Origin of the sequence: Citrobacter sp. Marseille-Q5395, assembly GCF_947057495.1 — a bacterium.
Classification (GTDB): Bacteria; Pseudomonadota; Gammaproteobacteria; order Enterobacterales; family Enterobacteriaceae; genus Citrobacter; species Citrobacter murliniae.
Window position 1 is genome coordinate 1 of the sequence record NZ_CAMSEL010000031.1, and the last position, 16,579, is coordinate 16,579.

Annotated in this window: 20 protein-coding genes and 1 pseudogene; 15 read left to right on the plus strand and 6 right to left on the minus strand. The window is 48.3% G+C overall.

The window, feature by feature from the left end; translation table 11 throughout:
* Positions 1-243 precede the first annotated feature (243 nt).
* The 10 genes from OH663_RS24050 (at position 244) to OH663_RS24095 (ending at position 7,944) form a co-directional block, all read left to right on the plus strand.
* Complete coding sequence (locus tag OH663_RS24050) at positions 244-852, plus strand: TetR/AcrR family transcriptional regulator (RefSeq protein WP_004393990.1); 609 nt, start codon at positions 244-246, stop codon at positions 850-852.
* The gene (locus OH663_RS24055) at positions 849-2,000 is read left to right on the plus strand and encodes an efflux RND transporter periplasmic adaptor subunit (protein WP_032430843.1); all 1,152 of its coding nucleotides are present in this window, start codon (positions 849-851) and stop codon (positions 1,998-2,000) included. Before OH663_RS24050 ends, OH663_RS24055 begins: the two co-directional genes overlap by 4 nt.
* On the plus strand, positions 1,997-3,202 hold the full coding sequence (locus tag OH663_RS24060; RefSeq protein ID WP_040115262.1) for an ABC transporter permease: 1,206 nt from the start codon (positions 1,997-1,999) through the stop codon (positions 3,200-3,202). Before OH663_RS24055 ends, OH663_RS24060 begins: the two co-directional genes overlap by 4 nt.
* A gap of 1 nt (position 3,203) precedes the next feature.
* Positions 3,204-3,914: an ABC transporter ATP-binding protein gene (locus OH663_RS24065; protein ID WP_004393997.1), complete on the plus strand. Its 711-nt coding sequence runs from the start codon at positions 3,204-3,206 to the stop codon at positions 3,912-3,914.
* Positions 3,915-3,942: 28 nt separating this feature from the next.
* A complete protein-coding gene (locus OH663_RS24070; RefSeq protein ID WP_044258217.1) occupies positions 3,943-4,470 on the plus strand; it encodes a hypothetical protein in 528 nt (175 codons plus the stop codon).
* Between the two features lie 64 nt (positions 4,471-4,534).
* Complete coding sequence (locus OH663_RS24075) at positions 4,535-5,539, plus strand: IS110-like element IS5075 family transposase (RefSeq protein ID WP_000427614.1); 1,005 nt, start codon at positions 4,535-4,537, stop codon at positions 5,537-5,539.
* 459 nt (positions 5,540-5,998) lie between these two features.
* The gene (locus OH663_RS24080) at positions 5,999-6,319 is read left to right on the plus strand and encodes a DUF134 domain-containing protein (protein ID WP_001137910.1); all 321 of its coding nucleotides are present in this window, start codon (positions 5,999-6,001) and stop codon (positions 6,317-6,319) included.
* Positions 6,294-6,755, plus strand: a complete 462-nt coding sequence (locus OH663_RS24085; protein ID WP_000626969.1) for a NifB/NifX family molybdenum-iron cluster-binding protein — start codon at positions 6,294-6,296, stop codon at positions 6,753-6,755. The genes OH663_RS24080 and OH663_RS24085 overlap by 26 nt, the downstream gene beginning before the upstream one ends.
* Before the next feature lie 247 nt (positions 6,756-7,002).
* Positions 7,003-7,353, plus strand: coding sequence for a PaaI family thioesterase (locus tag OH663_RS24090; protein ID WP_023135766.1), 351 nt, complete (start codon positions 7,003-7,005; stop codon positions 7,351-7,353).
* Positions 7,354-7,467: 114 nt separating this feature from the next.
* Positions 7,468-7,944 (plus strand): Dps family protein, encoded by a 477-nt coding sequence (locus tag OH663_RS24095; RefSeq protein WP_072259269.1) that lies wholly within the window; start codon positions 7,468-7,470, stop codon positions 7,942-7,944.
* Positions 7,945-8,235: 291 nt separating this feature from the next.
* Here OH663_RS24095 and OH663_RS24100 read toward each other — a convergent pair whose 3' ends face one another.
* The gene (locus tag OH663_RS24100) at positions 8,236-8,586 is read right to left on the minus strand and encodes an ArsR/SmtB family transcription factor (RefSeq protein WP_040115257.1); all 351 of its coding nucleotides are present in this window, start codon (positions 8,584-8,586) and stop codon (positions 8,236-8,238) included.
* Positions 8,587-8,746: 160 nt separating this feature from the next.
* On the opposite strand from OH663_RS24100, the gene OH663_RS24105 reads away from it, so the two are divergent.
* Both OH663_RS24105 and OH663_RS24110 read left to right on the plus strand, forming a co-directional pair.
* The gene (locus OH663_RS24105; protein ID WP_040115255.1) at positions 8,747-10,405 is read left to right on the plus strand and encodes an FAD-dependent oxidoreductase; all 1,659 of its coding nucleotides are present in this window, start codon (positions 8,747-8,749) and stop codon (positions 10,403-10,405) included.
* A 245-nt stretch (positions 10,406-10,650) separates the two neighbouring features.
* Positions 10,651-11,115, plus strand: coding sequence for a methyltransferase family protein (locus tag OH663_RS24110; protein WP_001243598.1), 465 nt, complete (start codon positions 10,651-10,653; stop codon positions 11,113-11,115).
* 289 nt (positions 11,116-11,404) lie between these two features.
* Here the strand turns inward: OH663_RS24110 and OH663_RS24115 are convergent.
* The 4 genes and pseudogenes from OH663_RS24115 to OH663_RS24130 form a co-directional block, all read right to left on the minus strand.
* A pseudogene (locus OH663_RS24115) lies at positions 11,405-11,473 on the minus strand (IS6 family transposase); the annotation flags it as partial.
* A 101-nt stretch (positions 11,474-11,574) separates the two neighbouring features.
* Positions 11,575-11,979, minus strand: coding sequence for a hypothetical protein (locus OH663_RS24120; protein ID WP_040115252.1), 405 nt, complete (start codon positions 11,977-11,979; stop codon positions 11,575-11,577).
* Between the two features lie 61 nt (positions 11,980-12,040).
* The gene (locus OH663_RS24125) at positions 12,041-12,490 is read right to left on the minus strand and encodes an H-NS family histone-like protein (RefSeq protein ID WP_040115250.1); all 450 of its coding nucleotides are present in this window, start codon (positions 12,488-12,490) and stop codon (positions 12,041-12,043) included.
* Between the two features lie 11 nt (positions 12,491-12,501).
* Positions 12,502-13,035: a topoisomerase C-terminal repeat-containing protein gene (locus tag OH663_RS24130; protein WP_247831445.1), complete on the minus strand. Its 534-nt coding sequence runs from the start codon at positions 13,033-13,035 to the stop codon at positions 12,502-12,504.
* A 345-nt stretch (positions 13,036-13,380) separates the two neighbouring features.
* Here OH663_RS24130 and OH663_RS24135 point away from each other — a divergent pair, with 345 nt between their 5' ends.
* The 3 genes from OH663_RS24135 to OH663_RS24145 all read left to right on the plus strand — a co-directional run bounded on the left by OH663_RS24135 (position 13,381) and on the right by OH663_RS24145 (position 15,673).
* Positions 13,381-14,589, plus strand: a complete 1,209-nt coding sequence (locus OH663_RS24135) for a TRAFs-binding domain-containing protein (RefSeq protein WP_045284274.1) — start codon at positions 13,381-13,383, stop codon at positions 14,587-14,589.
* Between the two features lie 4 nt (positions 14,590-14,593).
* Positions 14,594-14,992 carry a TIR domain-containing protein gene (locus OH663_RS24140; protein WP_043495620.1) on the plus strand — a complete coding sequence of 133 codons (399 nt, stop codon included), beginning with the start codon at positions 14,594-14,596 and terminating at the stop codon, positions 14,990-14,992.
* Between the two features lie 276 nt (positions 14,993-15,268).
* Entirely contained in the window at positions 15,269-15,673 is a 405-nt protein-coding gene (locus OH663_RS24145) for a TIR domain-containing protein (protein WP_043495618.1), read from the plus strand.
* A 40-nt stretch (positions 15,674-15,713) separates the two neighbouring features.
* Here the strand turns inward: OH663_RS24145 and OH663_RS24150 are convergent, their stop codons facing one another.
* Complete coding sequence (locus tag OH663_RS24150) at positions 15,714-16,577, minus strand: DUF4231 domain-containing protein (RefSeq protein WP_040115243.1); 864 nt, start codon at positions 16,575-16,577, stop codon at positions 15,714-15,716.
* Positions 16,578-16,579 lie beyond the last annotated feature (2 nt).

The window sequence follows — 16,579 nt, forward strand, 5'->3', positions numbered from 1 at the left end:
TGAATATGGAAAGAGTTTTTACCCAGATCGATACCAATGAGCGCAATGTTTTCCATGATAGTTCTCCGAATGAAAGCCTGTCCTCAGCATAGTACCGGGAAGGAGGGAGTGACCATCTCATTAAATAAAGCACGTTAAGCCCATTGCAGACTCTAGATATTGACGAGTACGTCGGGTTTTCTCTTGTTTGAGTTGCCTCTTGTGGTAAGATAGTAATCAATTACTATCTTACCAGGAGTGCTCGTGGACACCCATCCAAAGCATCTGCCGGCCGATGAACGTCGTGCCGTAACTGTCGAGTCCGTCGTGGCGCTTGCCGGTTCGCAAAACCCAAGCGAGATAACCACTGCGGCTATCGCTAAACACATGAACTTGACCCAGGGTGCGCTGTTTCGGCACTTCCCGAACAAGGAAGCCATTTGGCAGGCGGTCATGGAGTGGGTAGCAGAGCGCCTATTAGCCAGAATCGATCGATCCGCACAAGGAATCGAGTCGCCCTTGGCAGCCATGGAGGCGATGTTCATGAGTCATATCGAATTCGTAGCTGAGCACCCAGGCGTGCCAAGAATGATGTTTGGTGAGCTTCAGCGTGCCGAATCGACACCGGCCAAGCGCATGGTGCAAACCTTGATTCAGCGCTACGGCGAACGTTTGCATCGTCTCATCGAGAAAGGCAAGGCCAGCGGCGAGTTGTCTCCCTCGCTTGACAACGAGGCGGCGGCAACGCTGTTCATTGGCACGATCCAGGGCTTGGTCATGCAATCGCTGTTAGCGGGTGATGTGGGACGTATGCACCGCGATGCGCCGCGCGTCTTTGCAATTTATCGGCGTGGCATAAGGAGTGCGCAATGAAAAAGTTACCCTTGCAAGGCCGCACCCTGGCACTGCTTGCCGTCATCATTCCTTTGCTGGTGCTTTTTATTTATGTCGGTCTGCGATCAGGGCCGCTCGCCCCGGTCGCTGTGACGGTGGCAAGCGTGGAATCACGGGCTATCACACCGGCGCTGTTCGGCATCGGCACGGTGGAGGCGCGCTACACCTACAAGATCGGGCCGACGTTTGCCGGGCGCGTCAAACGCCTGGAGGTGCATGTAGGCGGCCAGGTCAAGGCCGGACAGGTGCTCGGCGAGATGGAGCCGGTCGACCTTGATGATCGGGTGCGCTCACAGGAGTCTGTATTCAAGCGGGCGGAAGCGGCTTTGCGCGAGGCAGAAGCCCGGCAAGCCTACGCGCAAACCCAGGCGCGCCGCTATGAGCAATTGTTTGCGGTGCGCTCGACCAGCGAGGAAATCGTCACCACCAAGCGGCAGGAACTGCAGATCGCCGATGCCGCCCTATCCGCCGCTCGGGAAGATATTGCCCGGGCACGCTCCGACCGCGAAGCACTCGTCGCGCAGCGGAGCAATCTGCGCCTGATCGCGCCGGTCGACGGTGTAGTCGCCGTGCGCGATGCCGATCCCGGCACGACCATCGTCGCGGGCCAGGCCGTGGTGGAAGTGATCGACCCCAAGAGTTTGTGGATCAATGTGCGCTTCGACCAGATCAGCGCATCGGGGCTGGCTGGGGGGCTGCCGGCTCATATCGTCCTGCGTTCGCGTGGTGGCCAGACCTTGAAAGGTCGCGTGCTGCGGGTGGAACCCAAGGCCGACGCGGTAACCGAGGAAACGCTTGCCAAGGTGACATTCGATAACAAACCAGAACCTTTGCCACCAGTGGGTGAACTGGCCGAAGTCACGGTTGACTTGCCGGCGCTCCCGGCCGCTCCACTGATCCCCAACGCTGCCGTCCAGCGTGAAGGCGATAAAGTTGGTGTCTGGCAAATCGTGGATGGTGATCTGCATTTCTCCCCGGTCAAGCTCGGCACTTCCGACCTCAATGGTTACGTGCAGGTGCGCGAAGGGCTCAAGAATGGGGACCAGGTTGTGACCTATAGCGAAAAGGCACTGACGGCGCGCAGCCGCATCCATGTGGTCGAGCATATCCCGGGAGTTTCACGATGATCAGCCTGGCCGGCCGCGACATTCTCCATGCCTGGGGGAAATTCGTCTTCACCGGCATCGGTCTGGGTCTGCTGATCGGCGTCACCCTAGTCATGGCTGGGGTGTACCGAGGCATGGTGGACGACGGCAAGGCGTTGCTCGACAACAGTGGCGCTGACCTTTGGGTGGTGCAAAAGGATACTCTGGGTCCTTATGCGGAGTCGTCCAGCCTCAACGATGACGTGTATCGCGCCATTCTCGCCATGCCGGGAGTCTCACAGGCAGCGAACGCGACCTACCTGACCATGCAGGTACGCAAGGGCGAGAGTGATGTACGCACCATGGTGGTCGGCATCGCGCCCGGTGCGTTGGGGGCTACACCCGGATGGCCTCCTTATCTCGTCGCTGGACGCCAGATCACGCGCGGTCACTACGAGGCTGTGGCCGACATCGCCACCGGCTTCAAACTGGGAGATCGTCTTGCCATTCGCCGCAATCATTACACCGTCGTGGGGCTGACACGGCGCATGGTGTCGTCCAGCGGCGACCCGATGGTATTCATTCCGCTCAAAGATGCCCAGGAGGCCCAGTTCCTCAAGGACAACGATGCCATCTGGCAAAGCCGGCGTCGCACCGAAGCCAACCCGGTCTTCAATCGACCCGGTGATCCAGGTTTGCTGGATGCCGTGATTGCTTCACAGAGCAGCAACGCGTTCGTCAATGCCGTGCTGGTCACTCTGAAACCTGGTCATGCGCCGGACGAGGTTGCCGAATCCATCCAGCGCTGGAAGCGTTTGACGGTCTACACCCGGGCACAGATGGAAGACATCCTCGTCGGCAAGCTGATCGCCACCTCGGCCAAGCAGATCGGCATGTTCCTTGTGATTCTGGCCATCGTTAGCGCGGCCATCGTTGCCTTCATCATCTATTCGCTGACGATGGACAAAATCCGTGAGATCGCGGTGTTGAAGCTCATCGGCACACGCAACCGAACCATCGCCGCGATGATCATGCAGCAGGCGCTCGCCCTGGGCGTGATTGGCTTCGTGGTCGGCAAGATCACAGCCACCTTTTCAGCACCGGCTTTTCCAAAATATGTCCTGCTCACGCCAATGGATTCTGTCGCCGGTTTTTTTGCCGCGCTCGTGATCTGCGTTCTAGCTAGCCTCGTCGCCATTCGCATAGCACTCAAGGTCGATCCGGCCGAAGCCATTGGAGGTTGAGATGAGTGGCAAAGGGATACACATCGAAAGTTTAAGCAAGCGGTATGGCGATGGTGACACCGCTGTCTTTGCCTTGAGAGACGTGAATATGCATGTTGCGCCTGGTGAAGTGGTGGGACTGATCGGCCCTTCCGGGTCCGGCAAGAGCACGCTGCTCAAGTGTCTGGGTGCGGTGATCGAACCGACCGCCGGTCGCATGACGCTGGGCGATGAAGTGATCTACGCCGATGGCTGGAAAGTCCGCGACCTGCGCGCCTTACGGCGTGACAAGATCGGTTTCGTTTTCCAGGCGCCGTACCTGATTCCGTTTCTCGATGTCACCGACAACGTGGCGCTGCTGCCGATGCTTGCAGGCGTCGCGAATGGAGAGTCGCGCGCGAAGGCACTGGAATTGCTCACAGCGCTTGATGTGCAACACCGAGCTCGCGCAATGCCCTCGCAACTCTCCGGTGGCGAGCAGCAACGGGTCGCCATCGCGCGCGGACTGGTCAATCGTCCGCCGGTGATCCTGGCTGATGAACCCACTGCGCCGCTGGATTCCGAGCGCGCCATGGCTGTAATCCGCATCCTCAACGACATGGCCCGGAAGTTCGAGACCGCCATCATCGTCGTCACCCATGACGAAAAGATCATCCCCACATTCAAGCGCATCTACCACATCCGCGACGGCGTGACCCATGAGGAAGCTGGCGAAGGGCGGGAGTTCGAATGAGAGAACGATTGAATTACAGGAGAATTTCATGACCCACCGCAAACACAGCCACGCATTTGGAACTATCACCCTGACCGTTACGGCCTGCCTGCTTTTATGGGGTTTTCAGTTGCCAGCTTGGGCTGGTGACGCTACCCAGGTTGAGCCACTGGCGCTACGCAAGATCATGCAGGAACTCGGGCGCAACATGCAGGCTATTACCGGTGCGATTTCGCAGGAGGAATGGGTTCAGGTCGTTCAGCTCGCCCCAAAAGTTGCTGCACACCCCGAGCCACCGCTTACTGAAAAAATGCGCATCCTTGCTTACCTCGGCGCTGATGCGACCAAGTTCAGAAACTTTGACGCGCAGACTCACGAGGCGGCGCTGGCCATGAAGCTGGCTGCTGCGAGCAGCGACGGCAAGGCGGTGATCCAATCATTCGCCCTATCTGTCCCCGCTGGGGTGGGAGCATATCAACCTGACCGGCGATTACCTATGGCGCAGCAGTGCCAAGGTCGGTGCGGGGAAGTTCAGGCCATTGCGACCGCTGCCACCGGCTTAGCGTGCTTTATTTAATGAGATGGTCACTCCCTCCTTCCCAGTACTATGCTGAGGACAGGCTTTCATTCGGAGAACCATCATGGAAAACATTGCGCTTATTGGTATCGATCTGGGTAAGAACTCTTTCCATATTCATTGTCAGGATCATCGTGGGAAGGCCGTTTACCGTAAAAAATTCACCCGACCAAAGCTAATCGAATTTCTGGCGACATGCCCGGCAACAACCATCGCGATGGAAGCCTGTGGCGGTTCTCACTTTATGGCACGCAAGCTGGCAGAGTTAGGGCATTTTCCAAAGCTGATATCACCGCAATTTGTCCGCCCATTCGTTAAAAGCAACAAAAATGACTTCGTTGATGCTGAAGCTATCTGTGAAGCAGCATCACGTCCATCTATGCGTTTCGTGCAGCCCAGAACCGAATCTCAGCAGGCAATGCGAGCTCTGCATCGTGTCCGTGAATCCCTGGTTCAGGATAAGGTGAAAACAACTAATCAGATGCATGCTTTTCTGCTGGAATTTGGTATCAGCGTTCCGCGAGGTGCTGCCGTTATTAGTCGACTGAGTACCCTTCTTGAGGACAGTAGTTTGCCTCTTTATCTCAGCCAGTTACTGCTGAAATTACAACAGCATTATCACTATCTTGTTGAGCAGATTAAAGATCTGGAATCTCAGTTGAAACGAAAGTTGGACGAAGATGAGGTTGGACAGCGCTTGCTGAGTATTCCCTGCGTTGGAACGCTGACTGCCAGTACTATTTCAACTGAGATTGGCGACGGGAAGCAGTACGCCAGCAGCCGTGACTTTGCGGCGGCAACAGGGCTGGTACCCCGACAGTACAGCACGGGAGGTCGGACGACATTGTTAGGGATTAGCAAGCGGGGCAACAAAAAGATCCGAACTTTGTTGGTTCAGTGTGCCAGGGTATTCATACAAAAACTGGAACACCAGTCTGGCAAGTTGGCCGACTGGGTCAGGGAGTTGTTGTGTCGGAAAAGCAACTTTGTCGTCACCTGTGCTCTGGCAAACAAGCTGGCCAGAATAGCCTGGGCACTGACGGCGCGACAGCAAACTTACGAAGCATAAAGGCAGAAATACACCAGTTTAAACAATCATTCATCTGGTTTTGCGAATACTGATATTGATGATACTAACGGCCCACCGGCCTGTTGAGGAACCTGTAAAACGGAAAGGCTCATTGAAGCCGTATATTTTCTGGAGGTTCATCAGGCGCGGAACTCATCGAGGCGCGGGAATAAAATCCCATTCAGACGCCGGATAGATTCAAGCAAGCCAACTTGTCGTCAAAATCGGTGTTGCAAAAACGGGAGTGACCATAGATTCCGTTTTCTGAGACGACCCCCTTATGGCAGCACTTTAAATTGAGTCTCATACAGTATCTGTTTTCTTTCTCTTCATCTCTCATGACCTGCTGCCCACTTACAGACTCCAGGGTAAAGCAAAAAATTCTCCACCGGTGAGCAGAGTATATTGCATATGCCAGTTTATGAGTGTATATATAGCATATGCCAATAAGGAGCCTTCATGCCAAGACCCAGAATTCCCCGTAACATCTGTGGCCGCCCTGCGGATACCTGTTTTAAGCCCAATGCGCGACCGATGAGCCAGCTTGAACATGTTCATTTAAAAGAAGATGAGTTTGAAGCGTTACGGCTGGTCGATTTACTGGGCATGCAACAGCAGGAAGCGGCTGTTGCAATGGGGGTTTCAAGGCAGACACTGGCCAATGTCCTGAAAGCAGCCCGTTTTAAGGTTGTGGACTGTCTCACTCAGGGCAAGGCCTTAATAATGCACTCTGAAAGGGAAGGAGTTACACAAGATGATCACAGCCATTCCAGTGAATGACGACCGGGTAGCAAATCATTTTACCAAAGCGAGTCACCTTGTCCTGGTGGATGAGCGCGGTGTGGAGCTCAGCCGGACAGAAAATCCCGCGCTGGGCGCAGATTGTTCAGGTAAACGGAAGCTGGTTGACCTGCTGGTTCAACAGCAAGTCAGCCGCGTTGTGGTCCGTAACATCGGGGAACGGATGCTGGGTAAATTACTGGGGCATCAGATCGCGGTGTACCAGACTGACTGTGGTCGTCGTTTGTTCACTGAACTGTGTGATCCGGATACCCGTGTTCTGACTGAACTGAATAAGCCGGAGCAGGGACGCCAGTCCTTTCATCATGAGGCGAAAGGGAAAAAATGCTGTCACTCTGACGGGAACACAGCAGAAAATGCGTGCCAGGGTGGGCGTCAGCATCATCACGGAAACGGGCGCTGTTGCCATTCATGAGTTTATTTCATCACGGGCGGTGATTTTTATCAGACCCGTATTGTGTATAAACCAGGAGCCGGAATGTGTGGAGGAGGCAGTAATGATGCCGGGGGAGCCCCTCAGCTGACTGAATTCCGGATGCCTCCCGTCAGTACAACCGGACGCTGAGCAGAAACAGATGAATTGTTATCTTGATGCCAGAAAGGCCCATACCTGTTGTATGGTCTGTAGTTCCCGCGACAACAACCCTGATACGGTGAACTTAATGTTTTCAGAGCACCCGGATGGCTCTGTATGTGCGGACTACACGGCCAATCACAGGCATCAGGGGTATACGGGTCTTTTACATGGCGGAATGACGAGTACCCTGCTGGATGCAGCAATGACTCATTGTTTGTTCATGCAGGGTGTGCAAGCCCTGACGGCTGAACTGACGGTAAGATTCATTTCACCCGTTTGTACCGGAGACAAACTGATGGTATGTGCCAGACTGCTTGGGCAACGCAGGGGGATTTACCTGCTTGAAGCATGGCTGACAAAAGGACAGCAGACAGTGGCACGTGCCACGGCGAAATTCATTGTTCCGTCGCAGGATATTGCTCTGGCGCATCGCTAGTGTGACAGACGACAGGTGTACCTGGTTATTATAAAAATTTGAGGCGTGTTTTGCTCAGACCGGAAAGAATAATCGCATATCGTATATTCCACTGAAACCGTGTAAGAGGTAGTTATGAGTAAACAAATCATTGATATTGGTATTGCTGAATCATCCCGGGTGGAGATTGCAGACGGTCTGTCCCGGCTTCTTGCTGACACCTATACCCTGTATATAAAAACACATTACTATCACTGGAATGTAACTGGCCCCATGTTTAATAGCTTACATTTAATGTTTGAAAATCAATACAATGAGTTGGCCACCGCCGTTGATGATATTGCTGAACGTATACGCTCGCTCGGATGTTTCGCGCCCGGCACATATCATGAATTTTCACGTTTAACTGCGGTTAATGAAGACAAGGATATTCCGGCAGCAAAAAACATGATTGAAAATCTTGTCCAGGGCCAGGAGACCGTGGTTAAAACCGCACGCTCTTTATTCCCGATCGTTAATAGTGGGAATGATGAAGCCACTGCGGATCTGCTTACACAACGTATCCAGTTGCATGAGAAAACCGCCTGGATGTTGCGTAGCCTGCTTGAATGATGTCACCCGGTAGCAGCAGAGATAAACAGTTTGTCAGCCACAGGCCATTTCTGACGCAGCAGTATCACTGCGTGCCTGTGGCTCTTTTATCTGACCGGAATAGTATAAAAACCGATAAATCAACCAGTAAACCTGTGAGCGGGCAAGTGATTAAACAGTCCGGAAAGGGATTGCCGGCGGGTATATCCGAATCACTGTCGTTTTCCCGTTACAGTTTCGTCCAGGCACTTCATAGCCTCAACAAGTTTATGATCCACTGATAAAACGGTTTGCAGAGAAAGCAGAATCATATTATTCGTTGTTATGGTTTCCTTTACCTGTCCCGGCCTGCGGACAGTAAAGAGTATATAAGGTATTTAACAACGTCATGATCCGGTTATCCCCGATACGGTAATATACCATTTTACCAGCCCGTCGGGTCTCAACCAGCTTCAGGCGGCGCATGACGCCAAGCTGCTGAGACAACGTCGGCTGAGTAATCCCGACCGCCGCTTCGAGTTCGGACACATTCGCTTCTCCCTGGCTTAACTGGCACATCAACAGCAACCGGTCGCTGTTGGCTAGTCCCCGTAAAACATCCGCTGCCCTCAGGGCCGCATTTTTCATATCAGTCTGACGTTTTGTGTCTTCATTCATTTGCATTGATGATTTCTCATATTATGTGTTTTTATATAATATATTTTAGTATAATGATAGTGGCATAATTTTGCCACCGTGTTCGCCAGGTCTGCAGCGTCCAGCTGACCCGGGTAACTAATTATATCTGGCAGGCATTTTGCCCCGAGTGAACAGAGAGGATGTAATGAAAATAGTGATAGTTGGTGGTGTTGCCGGTGGCGCATCCGCTGCAGCCAGGGCTCGCCGGTTGTCAGAGGATGTCAGTATTGTTGTGTTTGAACGGGGAAGCGATGTCTCTTTCGCCAACTGTGGATTGCCTTATCATATAGGCGGAAATATTCCCTTACGGCAGTCACTTATTCTTAAGACTCCGGAGGATTTTAAATCCCGCTTTAACATAGACGTCCGTACCTGCCATGAAGTGACGTCAGTGGATCCGGTTAATAAAACTGTAACAGTTAATAATTTGATCTCAGGCGAGATCCATACCGAAGTATGGGATCGTCTGCTCCTCAGTACCGGAGCCGCGCCGGTTGTCCCTCCTTTGCCCGGGCTACAGCAAGAGGGAGTCTTTACGCTCCGAAATCTTACTGACATGGATGCTATCCTGGCGTGGATTGAGCAGCATAACGTCGCTCACACCACGCTTGTCGGGGGGGGGTTCATCGGACTTGAAGTGATGGAGGCTCTGAGCGAACGGGGGATCCGTGTCACTCTGCTGGAGATGGGGGAACAGGTTATGGCTCCGGTTGATCCTGAAATGGCATCAGTCCTGCATCAGGAAATCCGGAATCATGGCGTGGATCTGCGTCTCAGAACGGCACTCACCGAGGTACTGCGGACAGAAACGGGATTCCGCGTTGCACTGTCTGACGGTGGCTTTGTGCAGACCGACATGGTTATTCTCGCCATCGGGGTAAAACCTGAGAACAGCCTTGCCACATTAGCCGGGCTCGAAGTGGGTAAACGTGGAGGCATATGTGTCAATGCTTGTATGCAGACCAGTATCCCTGACATCTACGCCGTGGGGGATGCAGTTGAAACACCTGACCTTGTTTTTCAGGAACCCGCTAATATTCCTCTGGCTGGGCCCGCCAACCGCCAGGGACGCATTGCTGCTGATAACATGCTTGATCACCACAGCCTTTACCATGGCAGTCAGGGGACATCCATTTGTAAGGTATTTTCGCTGAGTATTGGCAGCGTCGGTGCGAATGAAAAGCAACTGAAAGCCCACGGCACCCGATACGAGAAGGTTTACGTCCATGCTGCTGATCATGCCGGTTACTACCCGGGGGCAACGATGATCAGTCTTAAACTGCTGTTCAGCCCCGATACTGGCAAAATTCTCGGGGCCCAGGCGTCAGGGAAAAAAGGGGTTGATAAACGCATCGATGTCCTGGCTGTCGCACAGCGTGCGGGACTTACCGTCAACGATCTTGAGCATCTGGAGCTGACTTATGCTCCTCCTTTTAACAGTGCAAGGGACGTTGTTAACCAGGCTGGAATGGTGGCGGCAAATGTCATCAAGGGAGATACGGTCATCTGTCATGTCCGCGATGTGTTACAACGGGTACCGGGCAGTTATTGTTTACTTGATATTCGCTCTCCTGCAGAACTGAAACAATTTGGCGAATATCCTGACGCGCTATCCATTCCACTGGATTCCCTGCGGGAGAATCTTGAAAAAGTGCCTAAAGATAAAGAGATTTTTATAGGGTGCCAGAGTGGCCTGCGCGGGCATGTGGCATACCGTATTCTTCAGGCCCACGGCTTCAGGACATATAATCTGAGTGGTGGCTTTATAACCTGGCAGGCGGTAACGGAGTCAATAAGTAAATAAGAGATGAGGTGCCATACACATGGCACCCTGAATCGCCACAGGTTTAACAGTGAAGTGGTCTGCTGAATTTGTTCACCTGAACAGAGGTGTGGACTGACCCCGCACCGTTATAAGGACAGTTATGAAAAAAATAACTTTTCAGATCAGGCATATAATGTCAGATTCATGGTCACTATAGGAATGGCAAGGACTGGATTTTCATTTTGCAGCCATCAGGCTGCTTAGTTCAGAGATAGGTCTGTGTAATGCGTAACTTCGTGACTCGATTGAGAGTATGGTTTCCGCCCCCACTCATCTTATTGCTGTTTTTCGTCACTGATGTGTTGACTGCAATCCCGCGTTTTACCTTCGACATCGTGAATATAGTGCTAAGCGTGTTGCTGACCGGTGTTTGTATTACCATGATACTGCACACCGCTTGGCAGATGAGCACGAACGGCACGACGCTTAATCCGCTTCATCCGGATAGAACCACCAAGCTGGTAACTGTCGGTTGTTACGCATGGAGTCGAAACCCTATTTACCTTGGAATGAGCGGGCTCCAGTTATCCGTTGCTCTCTGCTTTGGCAGCCTGGTGGGGATACTTGCTGTACCGTTGTTTATGTTTGTAGTAGCCAGATTACATATCCATGTTGAAGAGGTACAGCTTCGAAAACGTTTCGGGTTGGAATGGGAACGCTATACCCAACGGGTTCGTCGCTGGTTATAGCAACCCCGTGGTGTTGCAGGAGACAAATAAGGGGTCAGTTTGGAGATCGGAAATTTTTGTACGTTAAGCACATTATTTAACCAATTAGGATACGTAAGTGATTGATTTATCGTCAGTGGCTATCGCTTTTAGGTTGTCGCTCTTGCTGTATCGCATTTAGGTTATCCGATTAAGACAAAATCCCCTGAAAACGCTGTATAGCGCGGGAGTACACCCTATTGCTACAGGTAAGCCTGTTCAAAAAACAGGCTTACCGTACAATAATTCTCTATATCCAAACTGACCCCTATTTGCAGTACCAGCGTACGGCCCACAGAATGATGTCACGCTGAAAATGCCGGCCTTTGAATGGGTTCATGTGCAGCTCCATCAGCAAAAGGGGATGATAAGTTTATCACCACCGACTATTTGCAACAGTGCCCGTGAGCGCCTCAGATTTCACGTAGCGTTACCTGTTTATCAGGCACTACCCCATGATCCATGCTTCAGGCACTGCTGATAAAAAAGACTAAGCAACTCTTGTTCTGTAGGGGGGTCGCCAGCAAGACCAACTTTTGCCGGAAGAAAGGCGTTATTTTTCTGACCTGCGAGCGAGCGGAGTTCATTAGATTTTCTAAGAACGTCATCAAGAGCCCTGGATAGCTCAAGCCCATTACTGGCAGGTATGCTAGTAAATACGGCCATGCCTCCCTTGATCTCCCGAACCGCGCCTTTCTTTGTTGCTACACAAACAATAAAGAGGTTTATTTCTGGCTGTTCCCATGCTTGTTTTACAAAATCATCCGGGTAGTTCACTTCATAATGCGTTATCTGGCTAAGATCGCTTCCTGTTTTAAAGTACATAAGTGGCAAGGTAAGGCTCATAACTCCTCCTGTATCATAAATCAAAAAGCCCCAAGCTTAAGCGTGGGGCTTTAAAAGATTATTATGCTTGTTCTGTGCCGGATTGGTCTTTCTCGATGAGAAAATCCTCAAGCTTCTGACCAGCTTTAAGGGCTGCATCAATTGGTTTAGGCGCACGACCGCGACCAGACCAATATTTCACTACGCCATTTTCTTCAAACTGATATTTTGGCGGTGCTTTCGGAAGTTTGTTTTTTTGTTTTTTCGGTGCCCCTTCGCTTAATCCTAGCAGTTCTTCAGCGGAGAAACCTTCACCTGCGATCAACTGAAGCAATTCTAGACGCTTTCTTTCACGTTCTTCTCGCTCTTTGGCTTCCTGCTCAGCTTCTTCACGGCGCTCTTCAATAACCGCATTAAGCTTTTCCTGCATTTCAAGAAGTTGTTCAAAGTGAGTATCACGCGCAAAAACACGTACCGATCGGATATTCAAAAGCAGTTTTCGCACTAATTCAAAGTTATCATTGTCACTCATAGTTAATACCCTTACTTTTTAGCAAACTCGAAACCAATTTTTCCAGTGTTTTTATCCTGTAAAACTAAGGTAGCGTCAAATTTTTTTCCGGTTTTAGTGCTAGTAAACCCTTTGAGCGAACCTGTTTTACCCTTTTTGATCAACGTTTCTGCCTGAGCGTTGGTTATTTTTTTACCAGCAATTTCCGACCAAAGCTTGAAACCACACCCAGTACAGAAGAATCCTTTAGGGCGTACAAGTATTTCTTTATTGCAGGAAGGGCAGGGTACATTCAGACGGTCAATCGCGCCTTCAGTTGTTTTCTTCTCAGTCGCTGGTTTCCCATCGCTATCAGGAAATGATGTTTTACATACAGGATAGGAAGAACAGCCCCAGAAGAAGCCATTTTGCCCCTTGCGCTTACGCAGGAAACCGTTGTTACAGACCGGGCATGGAGTAGCATTTGAAGAAATAGAAATCCCGTTCCTGTCCAGCTCGTCGATTAATCCCTGCACATACTCATCATTTGATTTAGGGGTTTGAGGTCCAATGATGTAAAAAACCACGATAAGAAGATAACCTGCTGTTTTTATTTAAAAAAAGCAGAAACCTTTCTGTTGTTAATGTTTTTTAATTTTTCCCCTTGAAAAATAAAGGATTGCCCCACTATCATGGTCGAATAAATAACTAATTTGTGCGGATTTAGGAGGCCGCTTGGAAAAGGGAAAAGATCCTACGCCAAGGCTTTTTTAGCAGAAAGGTGTCAGTAACTACCTGAATTAACCCTGCTACGCCGTTTTTGCGTAAGAAACCGAACGTTTTCATACCGTTGGCCTTCAAACCACTATGGAAAAAATAAAAGGGTGATGTGATTGAGTAAAAAAAAATTAAGTTTGTTGTGCTTTGTGGTTATGGGTTTCGGGAAAAAAACTGATTTCCGGTCAGGTAAGCTCTTAAACCTAGATGCCACGTACAATGAGATAATAAAACCAGCGGCAGAAGAACTAGGCATCAAGTGTGTCAGGGCTGACGAAATAATGCAGTCTGGGATTATTGATGTGGAAATGTATAAATTGCTACTTTCTGCTGATATTGTTGTTGCAGATATATCAACAAGTAACGCAAATGCTATATATGAACTAGGCGTAAGGCACGCACTAAAAAAAGGAACGACCATCATAATGTCTGAAAAGTCGGCAGTGCTACACTTCGACTTAAATCACATTGCAACCTTACAGTATGAACATCTTGGTGATGATATCGGTTGTTCCGAAGCGAGAAGAATAAAAGGGCAGCTGAAATCATTAATGGAGTCGGCATTAAATGAAACACGTATAGATAGCCCAGTCTATACTTACCTGCCAGATTTAAACACTCCGACACTAACGGCACAAGAAATAAAAGAAATCGTAAAGGATTCAGATGAAGCAGAAAAGGAATGGGGATATATTTTTAATAGCGCAGAAGAAAAGTTGAAGTTTGGGGATTTTTCAAATGCAAAGGAACTCTATCAAAAAGCGCTAGAAATAAGACCTAGAGATGAATACTTAATTCAAAGACTAACACTCTGTACATACAAGGAAAAAATAGAATCAAAAAGCAGAGTGATGAGTTGTATGGATGCAATGGTTATTTTATCAGACTTATCTCCTGAAACCAGTAACGACCCAGAAACAACAGGAATGGCGGGTGCCATAAATAAATACATATGGATGGACACTAAAGATATCACGTTCCTAAACAAAGCAATTTCATTCTATAACCGTGGATATACAATAAAAAAAGATTACTATAACGGTGAAAATTTAGCGCTTTGCTACTTTGAGAAGTCTAAACAGCTAAAGAATACAGAAACTGCAAATGATAAAGACATCGTATTTAATGAGATTCTTGCAGAAAAAACGTTCAAGTCCGTACTTGAAATCACTGAGGGGATCATAGAGTCAACTAACTTCAATGAACGAAGTGATGTAAAATGGGTTTACGCAACAGCAGCAAAGTCAGCATCATATCTAGAGTTAAAAGAAAAAGAGGATTTATACAGTAGTAAGTTTAAATCACTCTGCGACAACTCATGGGATTTTAATACATTTGAAGAAAACAAAATAAAGAAGGATTGATGAAGTGAGTAAAACATACAGCATTTTTATTAGCCATTGTTGGGATTACAATGATTCGTTGATAAATCTAAAGAATTTATTAAACAAGGAAGATGGGCTTGTGGCATCTTATGAAGAAGTAACTGTAGATGCGCCTATAAACTCAGAAGATGAAAAATACATCAAGCGAGTACTGAAGGCGAGAATATCCGCATCAGATGTGTTTATTGTTGTAGCAGGAATGTACACAGCACATAGTGATTGGATGAAATGGGAAATTGAAACAGCAGTTGCTAATAACATACCAGTTATTGGGATTAAACCGCATGGTTCACAACGAACGCCTCAAGTTGTCACAGACAATGCGAAAATTATTGTTGGATGGTATACACCATCAATTATATCAGCCATCAAAGACTGCTAATTAACATAAGGCAAGGGCTTATACCTCTTGCTTTACTTCTGCTTATATTTATAATTTCCCATGGTTTATCTTCTTCCAAGCTACCAACTCGCCTCTTCTTTCCGAGGTTTGAGGTCCAATGATGAAAAAAATACGACAATAAGATAACTTATTGTTTTTACAGCATTAAGTAGAGAAACCTTTTTGTTGTTATTGTTTTCTTTAACTTTTACCCTTGAAAACCAAAGGATTGCCCCCACTATCATGGTCGAATAAATAACTAATTTGTGGGGATTTATGGCAAGAGACCTAAATATTTTTATTAGTCATTCGTGGGGGAGTCACGACGAATTACTAAGATTGCGTAACCTACTAAATTCAAGACCCTATTTTAGGGCCGAGTTTTCAGAAGTTAGCAAAGATGTCCCAATTAATTCAATTAATGCTGATTACATCAAAAGAGTTCTTGGCGAAAAAATTCGTAACAGCAATGTGCTACTTGCCATTGCAGGAATCTATGCAAGTCATAGTACCTGGATGGAGTGGGAAATGGACACAGCTATTAGAAATGGAATTCCTGTTATTGGCGTTATTCCCCACGGAGCTTCGAGAGTTTCTCAGATTGTAGCTAATAGATCTGTCGAACAGGTTAGATGGAGTACAGAAAGCATTGTTGATGCCATTCGTCGACACGCTAGATAATTTTAAAGGGAGCTTTAACGCTCCCTTTATCATATTCAATTTATGCAACTCGTCTTGCTTGCCATTGTGTATGTTCACGTGAGAAAGCGGTTTCAGCATCTCGAATGAAATCTAAAAAATCTTTTTCACCAGAAATATAATACGATTGTTCTTTTACCAGCCCAATTTCATGTGCTGTAAGGGCATATGATGCTGAAAGCTCATTGTATTTCTTAATTTGCACCCAGCCAATCAGAGCAGAAATGATGGTTGTAATCAGTTCTGTTGGTAGCGATGCGGCTTGGACCAGATCTTCGGCAAGGAGTGCCGTCATAGTAAGAGATAGAATATAGAAAATCAGTATAGCTACAGCCCATGCTCTCCCTAATCTTTTGTTGAATACCGATTTTTTTGCATACCATGTTCGTTGTTCTTCAATCCGTTGTTCCACATATAAATCTCTTCTTTGCTCATAATTCATTTCTCTAATACTTTTTAAACAAATACTAAACGTATCCCCTTCAAGGTTTTTTAGCGTTTCTGTCTTAATAGCATACTTGCTATCTTTAATAATATTCCTTATGTAACCAATATATTGCTTAGCATCATTTATCTCTTCAGAGCCATTAAATGGTTCCGCTTTCATTGCGAATTTCCATGTTGTTGTCTTTATTGATTCGGTAACCGCTCTATATTTGTACCATTTTTGTTCGAAGTTTATAATGTTCCTGACAAGTAATAACATTATTAGCAGAACAAATAACACTAAATTTACACTGTATTTTTCCATGTAAGATAGAGAGCTATTTACAGCGATAAATATCAATAATGCATATTCTGCCCTTATGCCATTTAAGAAATATTTTTGGTTTTTTACTGAACGCTCATTTGTAATTTCATATAAATGAGGGTAATCAATCTTCATGA